Origin of the sequence: Streptomyces sp. NPDC059002, from assembly GCF_042740435.1 — a bacterium.
Lineage (GTDB): Bacteria > Actinomycetota > Actinomycetes > Streptomycetales > Streptomycetaceae > Streptomyces.
Genome location: NZ_JBHYJI010000004.1, coordinates 1 through 21,622, shown reverse-complemented (window position 1 = coordinate 21,622; position 21,622 = coordinate 1). Strand labels below are relative to the sequence as shown.

General features: G+C 71.7%; 20 protein-coding genes and 1 pseudogene. 8 read left to right on the top strand and 13 right to left on the bottom strand.

The window, feature by feature from the left end; genetic code table 11:
- Nucleotides 1-77 precede the first annotated feature (77 nt).
- Both ACFWZ2_RS05555 and ACFWZ2_RS05550 read left to right on the top strand, forming a co-directional pair.
- Complete coding sequence (locus ACFWZ2_RS05555; RefSeq protein ID WP_384542222.1) at nucleotides 78-1,367, top strand: Bcr/CflA family multidrug efflux MFS transporter; 1,290 nt, start codon at nucleotides 78-80, stop codon at nucleotides 1,365-1,367.
- Nucleotides 1,322-2,497 (top strand): serine hydrolase domain-containing protein, encoded by a 1,176-nt coding sequence (locus ACFWZ2_RS05550; RefSeq protein WP_384542219.1) that lies wholly within the window; start codon nucleotides 1,322-1,324, stop codon nucleotides 2,495-2,497. Before ACFWZ2_RS05555 ends, ACFWZ2_RS05550 begins: the two co-directional genes overlap by 46 nt.
- Before the next feature lie 3 nt (nucleotides 2,498-2,500).
- Here ACFWZ2_RS05550 and ACFWZ2_RS05545 read toward each other — a convergent pair.
- A pseudogene (locus tag ACFWZ2_RS05545) lies at nucleotides 2,501-3,031 on the bottom strand (GNAT family N-acetyltransferase); the annotation flags it as partial.
- Nucleotides 3,032-3,073: 42 nt separating this feature from the next.
- Here ACFWZ2_RS05545 and ACFWZ2_RS05540 point away from each other — a divergent pair.
- Nucleotides 3,074-4,090: a small ribosomal subunit Rsm22 family protein gene (locus ACFWZ2_RS05540; RefSeq protein WP_384542217.1), complete on the top strand. Its 1,017-nt coding sequence runs from the start codon at nucleotides 3,074-3,076 to the stop codon at nucleotides 4,088-4,090.
- 1 nt (nucleotide 4,091) lies between these two features.
- Here the strand turns inward: ACFWZ2_RS05540 and ACFWZ2_RS05535 are convergent, their stop codons facing one another.
- A complete protein-coding gene (locus tag ACFWZ2_RS05535) occupies nucleotides 4,092-4,580 on the bottom strand; it encodes a hypothetical protein (RefSeq protein WP_384542215.1) in 489 nt (162 codons plus the stop codon).
- Between the two features lie 194 nt (nucleotides 4,581-4,774).
- Here ACFWZ2_RS05535 and ACFWZ2_RS05530 point away from each other — a divergent pair, with 194 nt between their 5' ends.
- Nucleotides 4,775-6,769, top strand: coding sequence for a glycoside hydrolase (locus tag ACFWZ2_RS05530; protein ID WP_384542213.1), 1,995 nt, complete (start codon nucleotides 4,775-4,777; stop codon nucleotides 6,767-6,769).
- Here ACFWZ2_RS05530 and ddaH read toward each other — a convergent pair.
- Nucleotides 6,766-7,599, bottom strand: a complete 834-nt coding sequence (gene ddaH / locus ACFWZ2_RS05525) for a dimethylargininase (protein ID WP_384542211.1) — start codon at nucleotides 7,597-7,599, stop codon at nucleotides 6,766-6,768. The two genes, ACFWZ2_RS05530 and ddaH, sit on opposite strands and share 4 nt — an antisense overlap.
- Nucleotides 7,600-7,728: 129 nt before the next feature.
- On the bottom strand, nucleotides 7,729-7,911 hold the full coding sequence (locus tag ACFWZ2_RS05520) for a DUF6243 family protein (RefSeq protein WP_384542207.1): 183 nt from the start codon (nucleotides 7,909-7,911) through the stop codon (nucleotides 7,729-7,731).
- A gap of 128 nt (nucleotides 7,912-8,039) precedes the next feature.
- On the opposite strand from ACFWZ2_RS05520, the gene ACFWZ2_RS05515 reads away from it, so the two are divergent.
- Nucleotides 8,040-8,681, top strand: a complete 642-nt coding sequence (locus ACFWZ2_RS05515; protein WP_384542204.1) for a TetR/AcrR family transcriptional regulator — start codon at nucleotides 8,040-8,042, stop codon at nucleotides 8,679-8,681.
- On the opposite strand, the gene ACFWZ2_RS05510 is transcribed toward ACFWZ2_RS05515, so the two are convergent.
- Complete coding sequence (locus ACFWZ2_RS05510) at nucleotides 8,659-9,522, bottom strand: glycerophosphodiester phosphodiesterase (RefSeq protein ID WP_384542201.1); 864 nt, start codon at nucleotides 9,520-9,522, stop codon at nucleotides 8,659-8,661. The genes ACFWZ2_RS05515 and ACFWZ2_RS05510 overlap by 23 nt on opposite strands.
- Before the next feature lie 169 nt (nucleotides 9,523-9,691).
- Between ACFWZ2_RS05510 and ACFWZ2_RS05505 the strand changes: the two genes are divergently transcribed.
- Nucleotides 9,692-10,426 carry a bifunctional DNA primase/polymerase gene (locus ACFWZ2_RS05505; RefSeq protein ID WP_384542199.1) on the top strand — a complete coding sequence of 245 codons (735 nt, stop codon included), beginning with the start codon at nucleotides 9,692-9,694 and terminating at the stop codon, nucleotides 10,424-10,426.
- An 11-nt stretch (nucleotides 10,427-10,437) separates the two neighbouring features.
- On the opposite strand, the gene ACFWZ2_RS05500 is transcribed toward ACFWZ2_RS05505, so the two are convergent.
- From ACFWZ2_RS05500 to ACFWZ2_RS05465, 8 genes are all read right to left on the bottom strand, one after another.
- Nucleotides 10,438-11,424 carry a hypothetical protein gene (locus tag ACFWZ2_RS05500; RefSeq protein ID WP_384542196.1) on the bottom strand — a complete coding sequence of 329 codons (987 nt, stop codon included), beginning with the start codon at nucleotides 11,422-11,424 and terminating at the stop codon, nucleotides 10,438-10,440.
- A 71-nt stretch (nucleotides 11,425-11,495) separates the two neighbouring features.
- Nucleotides 11,496-11,834: an SH3 domain-containing protein gene (locus tag ACFWZ2_RS05495; protein WP_384542193.1), complete on the bottom strand. Its 339-nt coding sequence runs from the start codon at nucleotides 11,832-11,834 to the stop codon at nucleotides 11,496-11,498.
- 75 nt (nucleotides 11,835-11,909) lie between these two features.
- The gene (gene efeU, locus ACFWZ2_RS05490) at nucleotides 11,910-12,767 is read right to left on the bottom strand and encodes an iron uptake transporter permease EfeU (protein ID WP_384542191.1); all 858 of its coding nucleotides are present in this window, start codon (nucleotides 12,765-12,767) and stop codon (nucleotides 11,910-11,912) included.
- 4 nt (nucleotides 12,768-12,771) lie between these two features.
- Nucleotides 12,772-14,067 (bottom strand): iron uptake transporter deferrochelatase/peroxidase subunit, encoded by a 1,296-nt coding sequence (efeB, locus tag ACFWZ2_RS05485; RefSeq protein WP_384542188.1) that lies wholly within the window; start codon nucleotides 14,065-14,067, stop codon nucleotides 12,772-12,774.
- Nucleotides 14,068-14,082: 15 nt separating this feature from the next.
- On the bottom strand, nucleotides 14,083-15,249 hold the full coding sequence (gene efeO / locus ACFWZ2_RS05480) for an iron uptake system protein EfeO (protein WP_384542764.1): 1,167 nt from the start codon (nucleotides 15,247-15,249) through the stop codon (nucleotides 14,083-14,085).
- 196 nt (nucleotides 15,250-15,445) lie between these two features.
- Nucleotides 15,446-16,303, bottom strand: a complete 858-nt coding sequence (locus tag ACFWZ2_RS05475) for a heme ABC transporter ATP-binding protein (RefSeq protein WP_384542185.1) — start codon at nucleotides 16,301-16,303, stop codon at nucleotides 15,446-15,448.
- Nucleotides 16,300-17,355, bottom strand: a complete 1,056-nt coding sequence (locus ACFWZ2_RS05470; protein ID WP_384542761.1) for a FecCD family ABC transporter permease — start codon at nucleotides 17,353-17,355, stop codon at nucleotides 16,300-16,302. Before ACFWZ2_RS05470 ends, ACFWZ2_RS05475 begins: the two co-directional genes overlap by 4 nt.
- Before the next feature lie 35 nt (nucleotides 17,356-17,390).
- Complete coding sequence (locus ACFWZ2_RS05465; protein ID WP_384542182.1) at nucleotides 17,391-18,404, bottom strand: hemin ABC transporter substrate-binding protein; 1,014 nt, start codon at nucleotides 18,402-18,404, stop codon at nucleotides 17,391-17,393.
- Nucleotides 18,405-18,537: 133 nt separating this feature from the next.
- Here ACFWZ2_RS05465 and ACFWZ2_RS05460 point away from each other — a divergent pair, with 133 nt between their 5' ends.
- Both ACFWZ2_RS05460 and ACFWZ2_RS05455 read left to right on the top strand, forming a co-directional pair.
- Nucleotides 18,538-20,010: an HtaA domain-containing protein gene (locus ACFWZ2_RS05460; protein WP_384542179.1), complete on the top strand. Its 1,473-nt coding sequence runs from the start codon at nucleotides 18,538-18,540 to the stop codon at nucleotides 20,008-20,010.
- A 77-nt stretch (nucleotides 20,011-20,087) separates the two neighbouring features.
- Nucleotides 20,088-21,596 (top strand): HtaA domain-containing protein, encoded by a 1,509-nt coding sequence (locus ACFWZ2_RS05455; RefSeq protein WP_384542177.1) that lies wholly within the window; start codon nucleotides 20,088-20,090, stop codon nucleotides 21,594-21,596.
- Nucleotides 21,597-21,622 lie beyond the last annotated feature (26 nt).

The following is a 21,622-nucleotide window of genomic DNA, read 5'->3' as shown; positions in this document are numbered from 1 at the left end:
GACGGAAACCGGTCCGCACCACCCACCCGGAACTGCGACCATGGTCAGCGGATCCAGAACCCACCGGGAGGGGCACGATGCCTGAGCGCGGGCAGACCACGGAAGAGCACGAGATACGGACGGCGACGGGGCCGACGAACCCCGTCGCCGTCCGCAGGACGGGCGCGCTCGTCACCCTCGTCCTCGGCGGCCTCACCGCCGTCCCCCCGCTCTCCATGGACATGTACCTCCCGGCCCTGCCGGAGGTCACCGACGCCCTGAGCTCCCCCGCCGCGACCGTCCAGCTGACCCTCACCGCCTGCCTGATGGGCATGGCGCTCGGCCAGCTCGTCGTCGGCCCGATGAGCGACAAGTGGGGGCGCCGCCGCCCGCTCCTCATCGGCCTGCTCGTCTACATCCTCGCCACCGCGATCTGCGCCTTCGCGCCCACCGCCGAACTGCTCATCGGCTTCCGCCTCCTGCAGGGGCTCGCGGGCGCGGCCGGCATCGTCATCGCCCGCGCCGTGGTCCGCGACCTCTACGACGGCGTGGAAATGGCGCGATTCTTTTCCACGCTCATGCTGATCTCCGGCGTCGCACCGGTCGTCGCGCCCCTCATCGGCGGCCAGGTCCTGCGCTTCACGGACTGGCGGGGCATCTTCGTCGTCCTGACCGGCGTCGGCATCGCGCTCACCGCGCTGGTCTGGCGGTGCCTGCCCGAGACGCTCGCCCCCGAGAAGCGGCACGGCGGCGGCACGGCCGAGGCGCTGCGCACCATGCGGTCGCTGCTCGCCGACCGCGTCTTCACCGGCTACATGATCGCGGGCGGCTTCGCGTTCGCCGCGCTGTTCGCCTACATCTCCGCGTCGCCCTTCGTGATCCAGGAGATCTACGGCGCGTCCCCGCAGACCTTCAGCCTGCTCTTCGGCATCAACTCCGTCGGCCTGATCGTCGTCGGCCAGATCAACGGCAAGGTCCTCGTCGGCCGGATCAGCCTGAACAAGGTGCTCGCCTTCGGCCTGACCGTGATCACCCTCGCCGCGACCGCGCTCCTGCTGCTCACGACCGGCGTCTTCGGCGACATCGGGCTGATTCCGGTCGCGGCCGGCCTTTTCGTGCTGATGTCGGCGATGGGCCTGGCCATGCCGAACACCCAGTCCCTCGCGCTGATCCGCACCCCGCACGCCGCCGGTTCCGCTTCCGCGCTGCTCGGCACCTCGTCGTTCCTCATCGGCGCGATCGCGTCGCCGCTCGTCGGCATCGCGGGCGAGGACACCGCCGTCCCGATGGCCGTCGTCCAACTGGTCTGCGCGCTGGCGGCCATCGCCTGCTTCGTGGGACTGTGCCGCCCCTGGCAGCACGGCCCCACGGAGGGAGCGGACCACTGAGCGCACCACGGCTCCTGCGCGCCGGCACACCGGACCGCGCGGGACTCGACCCCGACGAGATCGGGCGCCTCGTCTCCGAGGTGCGGGAGCTGACGCGCGGCCCGCGCCCCTGGTGCGCGGGCGCCGTCGTCCTCGCGGGCCGCGGCCCGGTGATCGCCGCCGAGGAGGCGGAGGGCTGGGCGGTGCGGTACGCCGCGTACGACGCGGAGACCGACGCGGGCGTGGAGCTGCCCCGCGAGTGGCGCGTGCCGATGCGCACCAGTACCCCCTTCGACCTGGCCTCGCTCACCAAGCTGTTCACCACGGTGGCCGCCGTGCAGCAGCTGGAGCGCGGCACGCTCGGCATCGACGCGCTGGTGGGGGCGTACGTCCCCGAGTTCAGGGCCGCCGCCGAGCACGGCATCACGGTCCGCCAGCTGCTCACCCACACCTCGGGTCTGCGGCCCGAACTGCCGCTGTACGACTGCCCGGACCACGCCGCGCGGCTCGCCGCCCTGCGGACGGAGGCCCCGGTCACCGAGCCCGGCGCGTACGTCTACTCCGACCTGAACATGCTGCTGCTCCAGCACGTCCTCGAACGCCTCACCCGCCGCCCCCTCGACGTCCTCGTCCGCGAGGGCATCACCCGGCCGCTCGGCATGACCGGCACCGGTTTCGGTCCGCGCCCGGACGCCGCGGCGACGGAGGACCAGCGCAGACCGTGGGCGAAGGCCGACCGGGGGATGCTGCGCGGCACGGTGCACGACGAGAACGCGTGGGCGCTCGGCGGCGTCGCCGGGCACGCGGGCCTCTTCTCCACCGCCCGCGACCTCGCGGTGTTCTGCCGCACGCTGCTGTGCGGCGGCTCGTACGGCAGGGCCCGCATCCTCGGCCCCGACTTCGTGGAGCTGATGCTGACCGCGCCGGGCCTCGGCTTCGCCATCGACAAGGCGTGGTTCATGGGGGAGCTCGCGGGCGGCGGAGCGGCAGGCCACACCGGCTTCACCGGCACGTCCCTGGTCCTCGACCCGGTGACGGACACGTTCCTCGTGCTCCTCGCGAACACCGTGCACCCGCGGCGCAGGCCCGCCGACAGCGCGCCACGCGCGGCGGCGGCCACCCGGCTTGCCAGGGCGGCCCGGGGCCGGTAGCCGCTACGGCGCCCCCAGCGCCCTGCGGAAGCAGACCCGGTGGTGCCCGGGCCCGTCGTAGTCGCTGTGCACGGGCAGTCCGCCGATCTCCCGGTCGCCCGGCTCCAGCGTGAACCCCAGGGCGCGGTGGAACGCGACGGAGCGGGTGTTGTGCGGCGAGGTGATCGCCCGGACCTCCGTGCGGCCCGCGGCGGCGCCCCGGCGGAAGAACTCCTCGTAGAGCCCGCGGCCCACGCCCTGACCGCGCAGGCCGGGGGCGACGCCCACGAAGTGGATGTACGCGCCGTGGTCGTCGTCGGTGGAGTGCAGCCCGATCAGGAAGGCCCCGATGCCGCCGTCCCGCTCGACGACCAGGCTGGTGTGCGCGAAGAACTGCAGGAACAGCCGGGGCAGCAGCAGCGAGAGCTCGCGCGACTGCTCGGCGGAGTGGGTGTCGCCCCACCAGGTCCGCACCCGGTCGACGATCGCGGGATGGTCGGACACCCGGGCCTGCCGCACCTCTGTGATCATGACGCTCCCTCTCCGCCCCGTCCGCCGTCGGCTCCTGGCTCCCTCCTACCCCCGTAGAATCGCCGGGTGAACGCCCCGATCCCCCCGGCTTCCCCGGCCGCCCCCGCCGATACGCTGCGCACCGCGCTCGCCGGGCTCCTCGACGGACTCCCGCCCAAGCAGGCGGCGCAGGCCGTCGACCGGCTCATCGCCAACTACCGGGGCCGCACACCGACCGACGCGCCGATCCTGCGCGACCGCGCGGACGTCGCCGCCTACGCCGCGTACCGCATGCCCGCGACCTTCGAGGCGGTACGTGCCGCGCTCGGCGCCCTCGCGGACGCGGCGCCCGAGGGCTGGGCGCCCGGCAGCCAGGTGGACGTGGGCGGCGGGACCGGCGCCGCGACCTGGGCGGTCGCGTCGACCTGGCCCGGCGAGCGTCCCGTCACGGTGCTCGACTGGGCCGAGCCCGCGCTCGCCCTCGGCCGTGAACTGGCCGCGTCCTGCGCCCCGTTGGCCGCCGCGCGCTGGCAGCGGGCCCGTATCGACGCCGCGCTGACCATCGAGAGCACCGACCTCGTCACCGTGTCGTACGTCCTGGGGGAGCTGACGGAGGCCGACCGCCGCTCGGTCGTGGACGCCGCGGCCGAGGCCGCGACCCAGGCCGTCGTCGTCATCGAGCCGGGCACCCCGGACGGCTACACGCGGATCATGGAGGCGCGCGACCGGCTGCTCACGGCGGGCTTCCGGATCGCCGCGCCCTGCCCGCACAGCGCGGCCTGCCCCATCGAGCCCGGCACGGACTGGTGCCACTTCTCGGCGCGGGTCAGCAGGTCGTCCCTGCACCGCAAGGTCAAGGGCGGCTCACTGGCGTACGAGGACGAGAAGTTCAGCTATGTCGCGGCGGTCCGCTTCGACCCGGCCCCCGCACCCTCCCGCGTCGTGCGCCGCCCGCAGATCCGCAAGGGCCAGGTCCTCCTCGACCTGTGCGGGGCCGACGAGGAGCTGCGCAGGGAGACCGTGACCAAGCGCCACGGCCCCCTCTACCGCGCGGCGCGCGACACGGACTGGGGCGACGCGTGGCCGCCCCCGTCCGCGGGGTGACTCAGGCCGGGCCCCAGACGCCCTGGTTGACCGAGCAGTGCCAGCCGGTGCCGTGCAGCGTGAACTTCGCCCCGTAGGAGTTGAAGTTCTTCAGCTGCGTCTGGACCTTGACGCCGAGCTTGGCCTTGCCCTTGAGGCTCTTGTCGTACACGGAGACGCTCTTCGACGTCTTGTGGGTGACCTTGCCGCCGGTCGGCGTCGCCTTCTTGAAGCGGAGGTTCTTGGTGTTGGTCACCGTGAAGGTGACCTTCTTGATGCTCTTCGTGCTCTTGTTCTTGATGCCGAAGTAGAGCCCGCCGTTCTTCACGTTGCCCTGGGCGTCGTAGTAGAAGCGCTTCGGGAAGGTGATGTCGATCGGGCAGCCGGCGACGGCGCGCGGCGCGGCCTTCGGAGCGGTCGAGCCGGTGGCCGCGGACGCGGACCCGGCGAGGCCGAGCTGCGCGGCCGTGAGTGCCCCCGCGGTGGCCAGGACAGCGGCGGACGTGCGCATACGGTTCACTGCGCTGATACCTCTTCTTCCCCCTGGGCCCCTGTGGACCCAACTTTTTGATTGTCGTGACGCGTTCGCCCAGGTCGGTCTGTGCACCTGTGCGTGCGTCCGTATTGTTAGCACGTCCTCGGCCAGGTGGCTGAACTGGCCCTCTTCTTAAGAGGTTCTTAGCCCCGGCGACTATCCACATCCCCATGCCCACCAAGATCAGTTCTCCCGGCCATGCCCGCAGGCGGTCGGAGAGGCGTTTCCTCGCCCTGTCCGTCGCGCTCGCGGTCACCGCGGCCTGCGCCACCACCTACGCCTTCACCGCCGGGGCCGAGCCGCCGCGCGGCACCCGCGTCACCTTCGCCGTCGACGGCGGCACCGCGGCCGTCGACACCGCCTCGCTCGCCGTGCGCGCCCGCACCCGCGACGGCCGCGACCTCACCCTCTCCGACGCCGCGGACACCGGACTCGGCGCACCGGGCCCGGTGACCCGCACCGGCAAGGACCTGGCCCGCTGGAGCTACCCGGAACGCGGCATGTCCGTCACCGCCCGCACCGACCACGGCCGCCTCTCCGTGCGACTGAAGGCGGACCGCGACACCTCCGTCAGCTGGCCCGTCACCGGCACCGACGCCACCGCGTCCGCCCTCCAGCTCCCGCGCGGCGAGGGCCTGGACATCCCCGTGCGGGACGCCTTCTGGACCACCGGCGAGGGCGGGCTCGGAGGCAGCGCCGTCGACGTCGGCGAAGGCCTGACGCTGCCGCTGTGGGGCTACTCCCTCGGCGGGCGGACCGGCGTCAGCTACCTCACCCCCACCGACATCGGCACGACCCTCGGCTTCACCACCCCCGGCGGCCGGCTGCGCACCACGGCGGAGCACACCTTCGACCGCGGCGCGGGCACCCGCGACTACGCCGTCACCTTCGCCCTGACCGACGGCAACGCGGTCGCACCCGCCGCCGACTACCGCTCCTACCTCGCCGAGCGCGGCCGGCTCGGCAGCCTGAAGCGGAAGATCGAGAAGAACCCAGCCACCGAGCAGCTCCTCGGCGCCTTCCACGCCTACACCTGGGGCACGGCCCGCACGGCGGAGGGCATCGAGCGGCTCCGCAAGCTCGGCGTCGACCGGATGTGGCTCGGCTACGACGGCACGCCCTACCCCGACAAGGCCGCGGTGCAGGCCGCGAAGAAGGCCGGATATCTGATCGGCCCCTACGACTCCTTCGCCAACGGCCAGGACCCGAAGAGCGCCGACGCCCCGAACGCGGTCTGGCCCGGCACCGTCTACCCGGACTTCTGCGTCCGCGACGCCGAGGGCAGGCCCGAGACCGGCTTCGGCGGCCGCGGCTGCTATCTGAGCACGGCGGCCTTCGAACGCGCCGAGCCCCGCAGGCACTACCTCGCCGACCGCACCCGCGCCATGGTCGCCAACGGCGCCGACAGCTACTTCCTCGACGTGGACGCCACGGGCGAACTCTTCCGCGACCACGACAAGAAGCACCCGATGACCAAGGCGCAGGACCGCCGCAACCGGCTCGCCCGCATGGCCCGCATCGCCGACCGGGGCCTGGTCCTCGGCTCGGAGTCCGCCGCGGCCTGGGCCAACCAGGTCCTCGCCTTCGACCACGGCGCGGGCACCCCCGTCGCCGACGGCCTGTGGGCGCTGCAGAAGGACCGCGAGAAGTGGGGCGGCTACTACCCGGAGAACGCCCCCGGCGTCTTCTTCAAGCCGGTCGACCTGCCCGCCGACCTCGCGAAGTCCCTCTACGACCCGCGCTACCGCGCCCCGCTCTACGAGACCGCGCTGCACGGCTCGCTGGTCAACACCGAGCGCTGGGAACTCAGTTACGAGAAGCTGCCGCGCCAGAAGAAGGACCGCGCGCTGCTCGCGATGCTCTACAACACCCCCCTCAACTACGTCCTGGACGGCCCATCCCTGACGAAGCACGGCGCCGAACTGGCCGCCCTGCAGCGGTACTTCGCGCCCCTGCACCGGGCCGCAGGCACCGAGCCCCTCACCTCCTACCGGCGTCTGACCGCCGACCGCACGGTCCAGCGCACGGTGTTCGGCAGGGGCACGCTGACCGTCACGGCCAACTTCGGCACCACGGCGTACGAAGGGCTGCCCGGCGGCTGCGTCGACGCCCGCCTCAAGGGCGACGACGCACCGCGCAGGCTCTGCCCGGCGAAGCTGGGCTAGGCCCGCAGCTCCTGCGTGCAGCACTTCACGCTGCCGCCGCCCTTGAGCAGCTCGCTCAGATCCATCCCGATGGGTTCGTAGCCACGCGCCCTGAGCGGCTCGAACAGCCCCAACGCGGCCTGGGGGAGCAGCACATGGAGCCCGTCGGAGACGGCGTTGAGCCCGAGCGCCACGGCGTCGGGCTCCTCGGCGATCACCGCGTCGGGGAAGAGCCGCTCAAGAACGGCGCGGCTGCCGGGGGAGAAGGCGGGCGGGTAGTACATGACGTCGTCCGCCGTGTCGTCGAGGACGGCGAGCGCGGTGTCCAGGTGGTAGTAGCGGGGGTCGACCAGATCGAGCCCGATCACCGGGCGGCCGAAGAACTCCTGGGCCTCGCCGTGCGAGAGCGGGCTGGCCCGGAAGCCGCGCCCGGCCAGGACGTAGGAGGAGGTGACGGCGAAGTCGCCCTCGCCCTCGTTGATGTGGGTGGGTTCGTGGATCTCGGTGTAGCCGTGCGCCCGGAACCACTCCAGGTGGGCGGCGGCCTCCTCCTCGCGCTCGCGGTAGGCGAAGCGCGCGCCGAGCACGCGTCCCTCGACGACGGTCGCGCCGTTGGCCGCGAAGACCATGTCCGGCAGGTCGCGCCTCGGCGTGAGCTCCTCGACGGTGTGGCCGAGCGAGCGGTACCGGTCGCGCAGGTCCTCCCACTGGGCGACGGCGAGCGGCACGTCGACCGGCTTGGCGGGATCCATCCAGGGGTTGATGGAGTACGTGACCTTGAAGTGTGCCGGTGGGCACATCAGGTAGCGCCGGGGTGTGGCGTACCGAGGAGAGCGAGGAAAACGGGACAACGAAAGCTCCTCACGTACCGCAGGGTCAGGTGCTGCCCTTGGTTGGGGCAGTTGCTGCCCATAGTGCGGTGTGAGGAGCCTTCGCGCTGTGCACCGAACGGGTGGTTGCGGCACCATCCGGCCAGTCGCTCATGACCGGCCGTGCGACTCGCGGCCTTCCTGCAGTTTGCGCAGCAGCTCACGCTTCTGCGCCTGGGGGCTGAGCCCGCCGCCGACCCGGCCGTCGCGGCCCGCGCCGCGCAGCGCCTTGCGGGAGAGATTGCTGCGCGTGCCGCCGACGCCCAGCATGTTTCCGGATCCGCCTCGCGACATCGTCGTACCTCCGTAGTCAGGGAATCTTTAGCGAGACGATGCGTCTCGCTTCGCCTCTCACTTTGGACGAGACGATCCGTCTTGTCAAGACGATGCGTCTCGCCTCGCCCGCTGCTACGTTCGACGGCATGGCCCAGAAGACCGCCCCTGACTCCACGCGCCGCAGCGAACGCTCGCGCCGCGCGATCTACGACGCCGCCCTCGCCCTCGTCGGCGAGGTCGGCTACGCCAAGATGACGATCGAGGCCATCGCGGCCCGCGCCGGCGTCGGCAAGCAGACGATCTACCGCTGGTGGCCCTCCAAGGGGGACCTCCTGCTCGACGCCTTCCTGGACCTGGGGGAGCAGGCCGCCCGGGAGGCCGGCGAGAAGGCGGGCCAGAGCGTGACCCAGTACGAGATCCCGGACACCGGTGACCTGGAGGCCGACCTCAAGCTCGTCATGCGGGCCACCATCGACGAGTTCAGGAACCCCAAGTACGACGCCCCCTGGCGCGCGCTCGCCGCCGAGGGAATGCTCAATCCGGCCCTCGGCGCCGAGTACGTCGAAAAGCTCCTCGAACCCTCGCTCCAGCTCTACGTCGACCGCCTGCGCAAGGCCCAGGAAGCGGGCCACATCGCGGCGTCGGTGGACCTCCGCATCGCCCTGGAACTGTGGACGGGGCCGCTCGCCATGCGCTGGCTGCAGCGCACCGGCGAGCTCACCCACGAGTACGCCGACCAGCTCGTCGAGTACGCGCTCTACGGCATCACGCCGCGCCCCGCGCCCTGAGCCCGGCCGGTTCCGACGGCGCCACCGGGGTGCGCGAGAGCAGGCCCGGCGCGTCCGTGATGACGCCGTTGCAGCCGAGCCGCAGCACCCGGTCGCGCTGCCTGGGCGTGGTCACCGTGTGCGCCCACACTCGCGGGATGCCCGAGTTCACCGCGCGCAGCAGATCGGCGTCGCGCGCCTTGTAGTCGACGTCGAGCACGTCCACGTACGACGCCCAGCGCTCGGGCCTGTCGGTGCGCATCTGCGTCTTGGAACGCCACAACTGCGCGAGCAGGCCCAGGTGGTGGGCGCGCCGGGCGACCGCCGGGCTGTTGGAGTTCACGAACACCGAGCGGGTCAGACCGCGGACCCGGATCAGCCGCGCGAGCTTCTTCAGGCTCTGCGGGTCCTTGGCCTCCAGCATCAGCATGATGCGCCCGCCGAACCGGTCGAGCACCTCCCCGACCGTCGGCGGGCGCTCCGGGCGCCAGCGGCCCGGCAGCTCGGTGCCGGGGCGCAGCCGGACGTCCTGCCACGTCCCGCGGTCCAGCATCCGTACGGGACCCGTGCCGTAGGTGGTGCGGTCCAGGGTCGCGTCGTGCATCACCACCATCGTGCCGTCGCCCAGCATCCGGGTGTCGAAGTCGATGACCTGGGCCGTCCCGCGTTCGTATGCCGCCATGAGGCCCGACATGCTGTTCTCCGGCACCTCCAGGGCGCCGCCGCGGTGCGCGGTGTAGACGACGCGGGGGAGCGCGTCCACGGTCAGGGGGCCGCCGCCCCATTCGATCGGGGTGAGGAAGCCGCTCGGTGCCGTGAGGGCCAGCGTGGTGAGAGCTGTCAGCACAGTCCTGATGACCATGGCGACCACCGTAGGGGTGCAAATCCCTTCTTAGTACGCAATGACGCGCGAAGTGGTCCGGCGCCTTGGATCACCCCAGGTACCCCGGATGTGGGCTCCGGCCCCCCGGGGCGCAGGATGGTGGGACCATGGGTCATGCTTTCGGCACAACGGCGAGGTGAGGGGCTAGATGGGCGCGGAGTTCGGCAGCCGGTCCGGCGGACAGGGCAGGATTTCCCAGTGGCTGCGCCGTCGCCCCAAGGACACCTCGGGCGATGACCGGGCCCGCGAGGAGCTGCTCCTCGCCGCCGCGGCGGCCGGTCTGCCGCTCGCACCGGCCGCGCACCCGTCCGGCTACCGATGTTCCTGCGACCGCATCGGCTGTCCCACGCCCGCACGGCACCCCGTCTCCTTCGCCTGGCAGACGCAGTCCACGACCGACCGCGGCCAGATCGAGCGGTGGGCCCGCCATCAGCCGCAGGCCAACTTCATCACCGCGACCGGCATGGTCCACGACGTCCTCGACGTGCCGCTCGACGCCGGGCGCGCGGCCCTGGAGCGGCTGCTCGCGGCCGGTATCGAGGTGGGCCCCGTCGCCGAGTCCGGCGACAGCAACGGCCAGGGGCGGCTGCTCTTCTACACCGCCACCCGCGGCACCCCCGAGGACGAGGACGAGTGGTGGCCCTGCGAGCTGGACTGCCACCCCGAGACGATGGACGAGCACCCGGGCCTGCGCTGGCACTGCCGCGGTTCGTACGTCCTGGTGCCGCCCGCCCGGCTCCCCGGTGACCTGGACATGCGCTGGGTGCGCGGCCCCGAGCATCCGCTGCCGGACCCGCTGACGCTCCTGGAGACGCTCACCGACGAGTGCGCCCGGGTCGCGGGCGAGCCGCAGGACGACATCGCGGCCTGGGGCGCCCCCTAAGGGCGCGGCGCTCAGTCGCCCTTGGCGCCCGTCAGTCCCTGGATGCGGCCGAGGAACGTCACCTTCCCGCCGCCCGGCTTCTTCGGGTCCACGACCACCTGGTTGGAGGTGCGGTCCAGCAGCAGGGACTGCTTCACCTCGCCCTTGAGCAGGGCCTTCGCGTCCGCGTCGACCTTCGGGCTCAGGCCCTTGAACGCGGTCTGCTTCTCGTAGTGCCGGGTGGAGAAGAACACCAGCGCGCCGCCGTCCTCGGTGCGCAGGCCCAGCGGCGCGAACGTGCCGCCGTTCTGCGGCTCGTCGATGTACTGCACGGCGAGACCGGCCCGCTCGGTGTTCTTGTCGCGGTACGCCTTCCAGCGCGTCGTGTGGTCGCCGGGCGCGAAGACGTCACCGCCCGACTTCAAGTACGACGTGTACTCCTTGCCGAGCCGGGCAGGGGGCAGCGCGAGATCCTTGGCGCCCACGGTCACCGGCTCCGCCCAGCCGTCCTCGTCCTTCTTCAGCTCGGGCATCTTGTCCGGCGAGACCAGGTTCAGATACGTCGCGCGCCACAGCCCGTCCGGGCCGCTCTTGGTGAAGACCCACAGCCAGCGCAGGTCCGAGCGGCGGGTGGCCTTGGAGTCGGCGAGGAACCAGCGCGGCCAGCCGGCCTTCTTCGGGATCGAGTACTTCACGTCCGTCAGCTTCAGCGGCACCGCGTTGGGGTTGCCGTCCGGGTGCTGGACGCCCCGCGAGGTGAGGCCCGCCTGGTTGATGGCGCCGAGCGGGCCGGTGATCCGGGCCGCGTCCAGGGCGGGATCGTAGGCGGCGTCCGCCTTGTTGTAGGCGGTGAGGAACTCCTTGAGGGCCTTGGCCGCCTCGGACTTGGTGGCCGACGGCACGACCTCGCGCTCGCCGTGCACGGTCACGCATCCGCTCGCCGTCAGCGCCAGAACCGTCACCGCCGCCGTCGCCACGACAGGCCGACCGAGACCGCGAACCCTGCGAACCTTGCTCATCGGAATACCTTCACCTACCCCTTCCCGGGGCCGAACCATATCGGGCCCCGGAAAAGGGCGTGCGGCGCGGGTCAGATCTCCTGGAGGAGCATCGCGTCGACCCAGCCGCGCTTGCTGGTGCCCGGCAGGTCGCCGTAGTACCACTGGGTGCCGCGCTTGACCGTGTAGCAGCGGACGTAGACCTGGTCGAACCACTCGAGGCGCTTGACCTTGCGGTAGCTGCCGCCGGGGCCCGAGTGCGCGGTGGCGCCGACGTTGATGACCATCATGTTGTGGTTCTTGACGTTCTTGGTGCAGGCGCTGCCGCCGACCGCGGAGGCGGTGGGGGCGGTCAGGAGCGAGGCGCCGAGCGCCACGGCGGTCGCGGCCGTCAGCGTGGCAAGGCTCTTCCCGAGACGGGAGTTACGCATGGGGGGATCCTCAGATGTCGAACAACTGGTGAACGATGATCATAGGCACGGGAGTTCGGGCCTGAGGTGTCCCGCTCAACCCTGTTCCGGAACTGTTGCCTTCCCCGCCGCCGGGGCCTTGTCGCGGGACCCCGGCCTGGTCGGCGCGAAGAAGAACGCGAGCGTCGGCACCAGGTACAGCAGCCAGACCACGACCTGCAGCACCGTCGGGTCGGGCTGGAAGTTGAAGACGCCCTTGAGGAGCGTGCCGTACCAACTGTCCGGCGGGACCGTCGTGCTGATGTCGAACGCCTTGTCCCGCAGGCCGCCGATGAACTCCGCCTCCTGGAGGTCGTGCACCCCGTACGCGAGGACGCCCGCCGCCACCACGACCAGCATCGCGCCGGTCCAGGTGAAGAACTTCGCCAGGTTGATGCGGACCGCGCCCTTGTAGAACAGCCAGCCGAGCGCGATCGCCGTGAGCAGCCCCAGGATCACGCCGATCAGCGGCGCGTGCGAACCGTCGCTGGAGGCCCGCACCGACGCCCACACGAACAGCGCCGTCTCCAGGCCCTCCCGGCCCACCGCGAGGAACGCGGTCGCCACCAGCGCGGCCGTGCCCATCTGCAGCGCCGTGTCCAGCTTCCCGTGCAGCTCGGCCTTCAAGTGCCGTGCCGTGCGCCGCATCCAGAAGACCATCCACGTCACCAGGCCCACGGCGACGATCGACAGGGAACCGCCGAGCGCCTCCTGCGCCTCGAACGTCAGCTCCTGCGAACCGAAGGTCAGCGCACAGCCGAAGCCGAGCGCGAGCGCCACCGCGACGCCGATGCCGATCCAGATGGGTACGAGCGCGTCCCGCCGCCCGGTCTTCACCAGGTACGCGATGAGGATGCAGACGACCAGGCTGGCCTCCAGGCCCTCGCGCAGGCCGATCAGATAGTTGCCGAACATCGGCTCACGCCTTCCCGGTGAACAGGCCCCTGCCCCACCAGTCGTCCTTGTCGCGGACGCCCGGCGGGACCGCGAAGACCGCGGAACCCACGTGCTGGATGTACTCGTTGAGCGCGTCGGAGCGGGCCAGATTGCGCTGCACCGGGATGAAGCCCTTGCGGACGTCACGCTGGTACGCGAGGAAGAACAGGCCCGCGTCCAGGCGGCCGAGGCCGTCGGTGCCGTCCGTGAAGGAGTAGCCGCGGCGCAGGATCGTCGCCCCGTCGTTGGCCGACGGGTGCGCGATGCGCACGTGCGCGGTGGGCTTCATCGCCTTCAGGAACGGCTCGTCGTGCTCCTTGGCCTTGCCGACCGGGGCGCCTTCACCCTTGTCGCGGCCGAAGATGTCCTCCTGCTCGCCGAGCGGCGTGCGGTCCCACGTCTCGACGTTCATGCGGATGCGCCGCGCCACCAGATAGGAGCCGCCCGTCATCCAGTCAGGCCCGTCCTTCCCGCCGACCCAGATGTGCTTGGCCAGGGCCGCGGAGTCCTCGCCGGACACATTGCGCGTGCCGTCCTTGAAACCGAAGAGGTTGCGCGGGGTCTGCGCGCCCGGCGTCGTCGACGAGGTCTTGCCGAAGCCCAGCTGGGACCAGCGCACGGCGACCTTGCCGAAGCCGATGCGGGCGAGGTTGCGGATGGCGTGCACCGCGACCTGCGGGTCGTCCGCGCAGGCCTGCACGCACAGATCGCCGCCGCTGCGGGTCCTGTCGAGGTTGTCGCCGGGGAACTTGGGCAGGTCGACCAGGGCCTCGGGCCGCCGGTCCGTGAGCCCGAACTTCTCGAACAGGGAGGGTCCGAAGCCGATCGTCAGAGTGAGCCGGGACGGCTTGAGGCCGAGCGCCTCGCCGGTGTCGTCCGGCGGCGCCTCGGCGAGCCCGCCGTACGCGCCCTCGCCGACCGAGTGCCCCGCGGTCATCCGCGCCGCGGCCTTCGTCCAGTCCTTGAGGAGCTGGACGAACTCCTCGCGGTCATCGGTCTTCACGTCGAACGCCGCGAAGTGCAGGCGGTCCTGGACGGCGGTCGCGATACCGGCCTGGTGCGCGCCGTGGAAGGCGACGGCCGCCCCCGACTCGGCGGCGGGCGCCACCTCGTCGCCGGAGCGGGTCATCGCCACCGCGCCGCCCGCCGCGGCCGCGCCGAGCGCGAGCCCCGCGCCGCCCCAGCCGAGCAGTGAACGCCTGGACGGCGCGGGAGAGCCGCTCTCGTCGACGCCCGCTCCGGGTGCGGTGCCCGCGTCGTCCGTGGTGATCTCAGTCATCGTTCCCCCTTGCCGCTACTTGGACTTGGCGACGGCCGCGGCGAGCTTCGACAACGGCTCGGCCAGCGCGTTGACGCCGTCCTGCAGCTCCTTGCGGTCCGCCTTGCCGACCTTGTCGTACGACGTGAACTCGTAGGAGTCGGCGCCGCCCTTGCGGTGCTTCTCCAGGAGCTTGCTCAGGGCCCCGAACTGCTGGTCGAGTTCCTTGGCCAGCTTCGGGTCGTTCTCGGCGGCGACCGGCTTGAGCAGCTCGTAGGACTTCTGGGCGCCCTCGACGTTGGCCTTGAAGTCGACCAGGTCGGTGTGCGAGTAGCGCTCCTCCTCGCCGGTGACCTTGCCGGTGGCGACCTCGTCCAGGAGCTCCTTGGCGCCGTTGGCCATGGAGGTCGGCGTGATCACGGCCTTGCCGACCCGCTTCTGCCAGTCGAGGAGGTCCTTGTCGAGCTGCGTGGCGAGGGTCTTCTCGCGGGCGCCGATCTTCTTGTCCTTCCACAGCGCGCGCTCCAGACGGTGCCAGCCCGTCCAGTCCTTCTCCAGGTCCTGGCCCTCCTCGAGGCCGTCCTCGCGGACGTCGACCTTCGGGTCGATGTCGCCGAAGGACTCGGCGACCGGCTCGGTGCGCTCCCAGCCGATGCGGGAGGCGGCGTACGCCTTCTTCGCCGCCTCCAGGTCGCCCTTGCGGACGGCGTCGGTGAAGGTCTTCGTCTTGGGCAGCGTCTCGTCGGCCTGGGCCTGCGCGTAGGCGCGGTACTCGGCGACGGCCCTGTCCAGGCGCGGGTCCCGCTCGGGGGTCCTGCCGCCGCCGGTGACGGTGACCTTCTGGCGGATGCCGGGGCCCTTCATGCCGGGCTTGCAGGCGATCTCGTACGAACCGGCCTTCACCTCGGCGGTGAGTTTCTGCTTGGTGCCCGGGCCGATGTTCTCGCGCTCGCTGACGATGCGGTCGTCGGGGAAGAGGATGTAGACCTCGGTGACCTTGGAGCCCTTGTTCTCGATGGACAGCTCGACGTGCCCGGCGGAGAGCTCCTTCTTGGAGACCTCGCACTTCTCGTCGGTGGCGGTCACGTGCACGCTGTTCGCGCCGCCGTCCTCGGCGTCGCTTTTCTCCGTGCAGCCCGTGACGGCGGTCAGGGCGGCCGCGGTGGCGACGGCGGTGACGACGGAGACGCGGGCGGGTCGCACGGGTCGCATAGAGGGCTCCAAGGCGGTTCATGGGCAGGCGCTGGCCCCACCGCAGGCCGGTGAGGCGGACCTAACTTAACTGAGCCTTACCTCGGTGATACCCGTCTGTTCCGTGATTCAGCTCTCAAGCTCCACGGCCGCTCACAGGCTGATCACAACGGGCTGATGGATCGCCCATGACCAGGCAAAGCAACGGTCAAACAGGGGGGTGCGCGCCCCGGAGCGGAGCGACCACGGGTGCGCCGGTCCGCGGATGCGGGAAGACCTCCACCGGCTGCCGGTACACCTCGGAGAGCAGCTCCTCGTCGAAGACGTCGACGGGCGCGCCCTCCGCCGCGACGCTCCCGCCGCGCAGCACCGCGACCCGGTCCGCGTACGCCGCCGCGAGACCCAGATCGTGCAGGACCACCACGACCGCGTCCCCGGCCGCCGCCCGCTCCCGGCAGATCCGCAGGACCAGTTCCTGGTGGCGCAGGTCGAGCGCGGCGGTCGGCTCGTCGAGCAGCAGCAGCGGGGCGCGCTGGGCGAGGACCCGGGCGAGCGCGACCCGGGCCCGCTCGCCGCCGCTGAGCGCGGAGAAGGGACGTACGGCGAAATCGCCCACCTCGGTGGCGGCCATGGACGCGCGCACGATCCGGTCGTCGTCGTCCGCGAGACGGGTGCCCGCCCAGGGCGCGCGGCCCATGCGGACGACGTCCTCGACGGGGAAGGGGAAGGAGAGCGCCGCGGACTGCGGCAACACGGCGCGGCGCAGGGCGAGTTCGGGCGCCGGCCACTCGGCGGCGGGCCTGCCGCAGACCCGGACGACGCCCTCGTCCGCGGGCAGGTCGGCAGCGAGCGCGGCCAACAGGGTCGACTTCCCCGCGCCGTTGGGCCCGACCAGGGCGAGCACCTCACCGGCGCGGGCGGCCAGCGAGATCCCGGCGAGCACCTCGCGCCCGCCGAGCCGCACCCGCAGCCCCTCGGCCTCGGCGAGCACGTCACCGGCGGCGCTCGGCCCCGGCAGCGCACGCTCGCGTACGCCGAAGAGCCGCTTGCCCAGCTGCCCGATCATGCCCAACCACCTTGCTTGCGACGGGTCCTGCGCAGCAGCCAGAAGAAGAACGGGCTGCCGAAGAGAGCGGTGAGCACGCCCAGCGGCAGCTCGGCGGGTGCCGCCACGGTGCGCGCGGCCAGATCGGCCGCGACCAGGACGAGCGCCCCGCCGAGCGCGCTGCCGGGCACGAGGAAGCGATGCCCGGGACCTGCGGCCATCCGCAGCAGATGCGGTACGAGCAGGCCGACGAAGGTGATGATCCCGGCGACGGCCACGGCGGCCGCGGTCAGCAGGGCCACCACGAGGACGAGCACGAGGCGCAGCCGCTCGACGTCCACGCCCAGATGCCGCGCGGGCCGCTCGCCGAGCGCGAGCAGGTCCAGCTTCCGTGCGTGGAACGGCGCGACGGCGAGACCGAGCAGCGCACACGGAAGCACCGCGAGCACCTTCGGCCAGGTCGCCTGGGCGAGCGAACCGAGCTGCCAGAACGTGATCTGGCTGATCTGCGCGTTGTCCGCGAAGAAGATGCACAGGCCGATGAGCGCGCCCGCGAAGGCGTTCACGGCGATGCCGGTGAGGATCAGCGTGACGACTTCCGTACGGCCGCCGTCGCGCGACATCACGTACACGAGAAGGACGGTCGCGAGTCCGGCGACGAACGCGCAGATGGTGACGGTCCAGTTCCCGAAGAAGCTGAGGCCGAGCGCGATGGAGGCGACCGCGCCGACTGCCGCGCCCGACGAGATCCCGATGACGCCGGGCTCCGCGAGCGGATTGCCGAACACGCCCTGCATCAGCGCGCCCGCGCAGCCGAGCGAGGCGCCGACGAGCAGCGCGAGCACGACGCGCGGCAGCCGCACGTTCCACAGGACGCTCTCGCCGACCCGGTCGAGCGCGCTGCCGCCGAGCCCGATCCTGTGCTGCACGGAACCGAGCACGTCGCCGAGCGGGATCCGGTAGGCGCCGGTGCCCGCGGAGATCAGACAGAGCAGGACGAGGGCGGCCACGAGCCCCACGGTCAGCGGGAGCGCGGCGCCCCGACGGCGGTGGGGGGTCTCACCGGGCGGCACCGCGGCTTTCGGCTCCGCGGTCTTGGTCAGGACGCTCACTTGGTGTCCCCGTAGAGCTGCTCGACCAGGGACTTCAGCACCTGGTCGGTGCGCGGCCCGTAGTTGAGGAGCACTCCGTCGTCGATCGAGACGATGCGCCGGTCCAGGCCCGCGGGGGTCTCGGCGACCCCGGGGACCTTGAGGAGTCCGTCCACGCCGTCCACCGATGCGAGTCCCTTCTTCATCACCAGGATCGCGTCGGGCGCGGCCTTGGCGAGGGCCTCACTGGTGATCGCCGTGAAGTCCTTCGTCAGCCCCGACTCCTTGCCCGCGTCGACCGCGCCCGCCGCCTCAAGCAGCGAACTCGCCCCGGATTCACGGCCGCCGAGCAGATAGACGGAGGCCGGGCCGCGCAGATAGAGGAAGGCGACCCGCGGCTTCTTCGCGCCCTTGTCGGCGGGGATGTCCTTGCGGACCGCCGCGATCCGCTGCTCGGTCCGCTTCGTCAGCTCGGTGCCCGACTTCTCGACGCCGAGGGTCTTGGCCACCGCCTCGATGCGCGGGCTCACGTCGTCGAGGCCCTTCGCCGGGTCGAACACGACGAGGGGGATGCCCGCGTCGCGGATCTGGCCGATGGCCTCGGCGGGGCCGGTGGTGGTGTCCGCGAGGACGACGGTCGGCTTGAGGGAGAGCACGCTCTCCGCCGAGACGTCATGGGCACGTGTCACCACCGGCAGCTTCTTGGCCTGGTCGAAGGTGGCGGTGATGTCGCGCGCGACCACGTGGTCGCCGAGTCCGAGGGTGAACACGATCTCGTTGAGGCTGCCGGTGAGCGGCACGATGCGGCTGGTGTCCTTGACGGTCACCTGGTGGCCGTCGGCGGAGGTGACGGTGGCGGGCAGCACGGGCTTCGGCCGGTTCTTCAGGGGCTCGACCCGGTCGGGCGCGGCCGCCTTCGCCTGCGCTTTCGGCGACCCCGTGCCGCCGTCGCCGTCCGATGTCTGGCACCCCGTGAGGCCGAGGGCGAGTACGGCGGCCCACGCGCCTGCGATACGGAGTGAGCGCGGCATACGCACCGAAGTCCACCGTCCTGTCGTGCTGTTGAGGTCTGGGGTGCCGGGGTTCCCGGTGGTGGGGGTTCCGGCCGGGATGATCGTAGTTTAGGTTAGCCTTACCTCATTAGCTAGACCTGGAGGGGTCCCCATGCCGTCGTCGAGACAGGCGCGCGTCACCGCCCGCGCCGGATCCGTGGCCGTCCTGACCGCACTCGTCGGAGCACTGCTCCCGGCGGTCACCGCGCACGCCGAGAGCCGCACGGTCCAGGGCGGACGGCTCGACTGGGGCATCAAATCCTCCTTCCAGAGCTATGTCACCGGGCCCATCGCCCAAGGGAGTTCGACCCTGCAGGGCGGCGCCGCCACGGTCGGCGGCAGCCAGTTCCGCTTCCACTCGGCGAAGGGCTCCTACGACCCGGACAGCGGCGCCTTCGACGCGGGCTTCTCCGGCGGGGTGCGCTTCACCGGGCACAAGAAGGGCGGTTCGTACGAGCTGGATCTCACGATCAGCCGTCCCACCGTCAAGATCTCCGGCGGCTCCGGCACGCTCTACGCCGACATGGTCAGCAAGGAGAAGGGCACCGGCAAGGTCACATCGACCCCGCAGGTCCCGCTCGCCTCGCTCAACATCTCCGGCATCAACATGAAGGGCGGCACGGGGCCGATCGCCCTCAACAACCTTCCCGCGACGCTCACTTCACAGGGTGCCAAAGCCTTCGCCGGGTACTACACCGCGGGCACCGCGCTCGACCCGGTGAGCCTGTCCACGGACCTGGCCGCCAAGCCCGACGGCAAGAAGGACGAGAAGTCCGCCGGCAAGAAGGACGAGAAGTCCGCCGACAGGAAGAACAAGAAGAAGGCGAAGGCGGGCCGCATCGAGGACGCCGCCGTCGACTGGGGCGTGCGCCGCACCTTCCGTGAGTACGTCACCGGATCCATCGCCAAGGGCGAGTGGAAGCTGTCCGCCGGTGCCCAGGACGGGGGCGCGCTCTTCCGCTTCCCGCAGGGCGAGGGGACGTACGACGAGAAGAAGGGGACCCTCGACGCGGACTTCGCGGGAACCGTCCGCTTCACCGGCGCACACGGCCTCGACCTCGCGCTGAGTGATGTCGCCGTCGAGGTGAAGGACGGCAAGGGCACGCTCAGCGCGGACGTCGAGAGCAAGGGCGACAAGGGCGTGTCCCTGAAGAAGGCGCCCCTGGTCACCTTCGCCGCCGCCGACAAGGACCTGAAGCCGAAGGACGGCCTCGTCGCCCTCACCGAGGTGCCCTCCAAGCTCACCGCCGACGGCGCCAAGGCCTTCGGCGGCATGTACAAGGCGGGCTCCGACATGGACCCGCTCTCGCTCGCCGTCGCCCTCGACGCCGGCGCGGAGCTGCCCGCGCTGCCCGACCTCGGCTCGTCCGCGAAGCCCGCACCGCAGCCGGAGAAGTCCGCGGAGCCCAGGACCGAGAACGCCGCCGACTCCTCCGACTCCTCGTCGAACGCCGTGCCGATCGGCATCGGCGCGGGTGTGGCGGTGCTGCTCGCCGCGGCGGTCGCGTTCGGTGTCGTACGCAAGAAGCGCACGGCGGCGGCCGCCCCCGGCTCCACGGACACCCCGACGTCCGCCGACTCCTGACCTGCCGCGCCGCTGACCCGCTCCACGGTCAGCCCCCTCACGCATCCATCCCCCTCTCCCGAAGGAGAAGCCTGATCATGGCCGCCACCCGTCGACCTCTCACCCTCGCGGCAGCCGTCGCGACCGCCTGTGCGCTCGGCGCGACCGCCCTCGCCCTGCCGGCGCTCGCCGCCGACGGCGACAAGGCCGCGCCGCCGAAGCTCGAACTCAAGGACGGCACGCTGGACTGGGGCGTCAAGGAGTCCTTCCGCAAGTACGTCACGGGCATCGCCATGGGCTCGATCGAGGCCACGGACGGCGCCAAGCAGGCGCCGGACAACGGGGTGTTCACCTTCACCGACGGCAAGGGGACGTACGACCCCGGGCCGACGCACGCCACCAGTGTCGGCTTCAAGGGCAACGTCCGCTTCCTCTCCAAGGCCCACGCCTTCGACATCAAGATCGCCGACGTGAAGGTCGTCACCGAGGGCAAGGGCGGCGCCATCCAGGCCGACGTCACCCTCAACGGCGCCACCCAGAACGACATCGACCTCGCCAAGCTCGACCTGAGCACCATCAAGCCGGGCCAGGGCGAGGGCGGCGCGATGACCTTCAAGGACATACCCGCGACGCTGACGGCGGACGGCGCCAAGGCGTTCAACGGCATGTACAAGGAGGGCGAGAAGCTCGACCCGGCCACCCTCACGGTGAAGGCGGGCGCCGCCCCGACCGAGGAGCCCACGGCCGACCCGACCGGATCGCCCGAGCCGACGGGCTCCGCGAAGCCCACGGCCGACCCGACAGGATCCGCCAAGCCGACGGCCGACCCCACCGGTTCCGCGAAGCCGACCTCCGGCACCGAGCGGCCCGCCGACAAGATCGCCGAAGGCAGCCTCTCCTGGGGCCTGAAGGAGTCCTTCCGCACGTACATCTCCACCGGCGGCGACGCGACCGTCGCGGGCGGCGCCAAGAAGGTCTCCAGCGGCTACACGTTCCCGTACGCCAAGGCCGACGTGGACTCCGACGCCAAGAAGATCGACGCCTCCTTCGGCGGCAGCGTCCGCTTCGCCTACAAGGCGCACGGCATCGACATGAAGTTCAGCGACATCAAGGTGAAGGCGAACGGCGCCAAGGGCACCCTCCTCGTCGACGTCACCACGCCCCAGGGCACCAACAACGACGTCGAGTTCGCCACGCTCGACCTCTCCAAGGTCTCGTACGAGGCCAAGAACGACGTCGTCCTGCTCGACAAGGTCCCCGCGACCCTCACCGAGCCCGGTGCCAAGCAGTTCGCCAACCGCGGCACCCGCCCCTACGAGCCCGGCGAGAAGCTCGACCCGGTGACCGTCGCCCTCGGCGGCGACCTCCCGTCCGACGACGGCAAGACCGGCAACGACCCGACCGCCAGCACCGGCACCGGCACCACGGGCTCCGGCTCCGTGGGCGGCGGCGGTTCGGCCGGCGGCGACACCGGCGGCTCCCTCGCCTCCACCGGCGCCTCCATCCCCTCCACCGCCCTCCTCGGCACGGCAGGCGTGGCGATGGCCGCGGGCGCGGCAGCGGTCGTCGTCGCCCGCCGCAGGCGGGGCGGCCCGGAGACGGCCTGACACAGCCGAAGAGCCGGGTCCTCGAC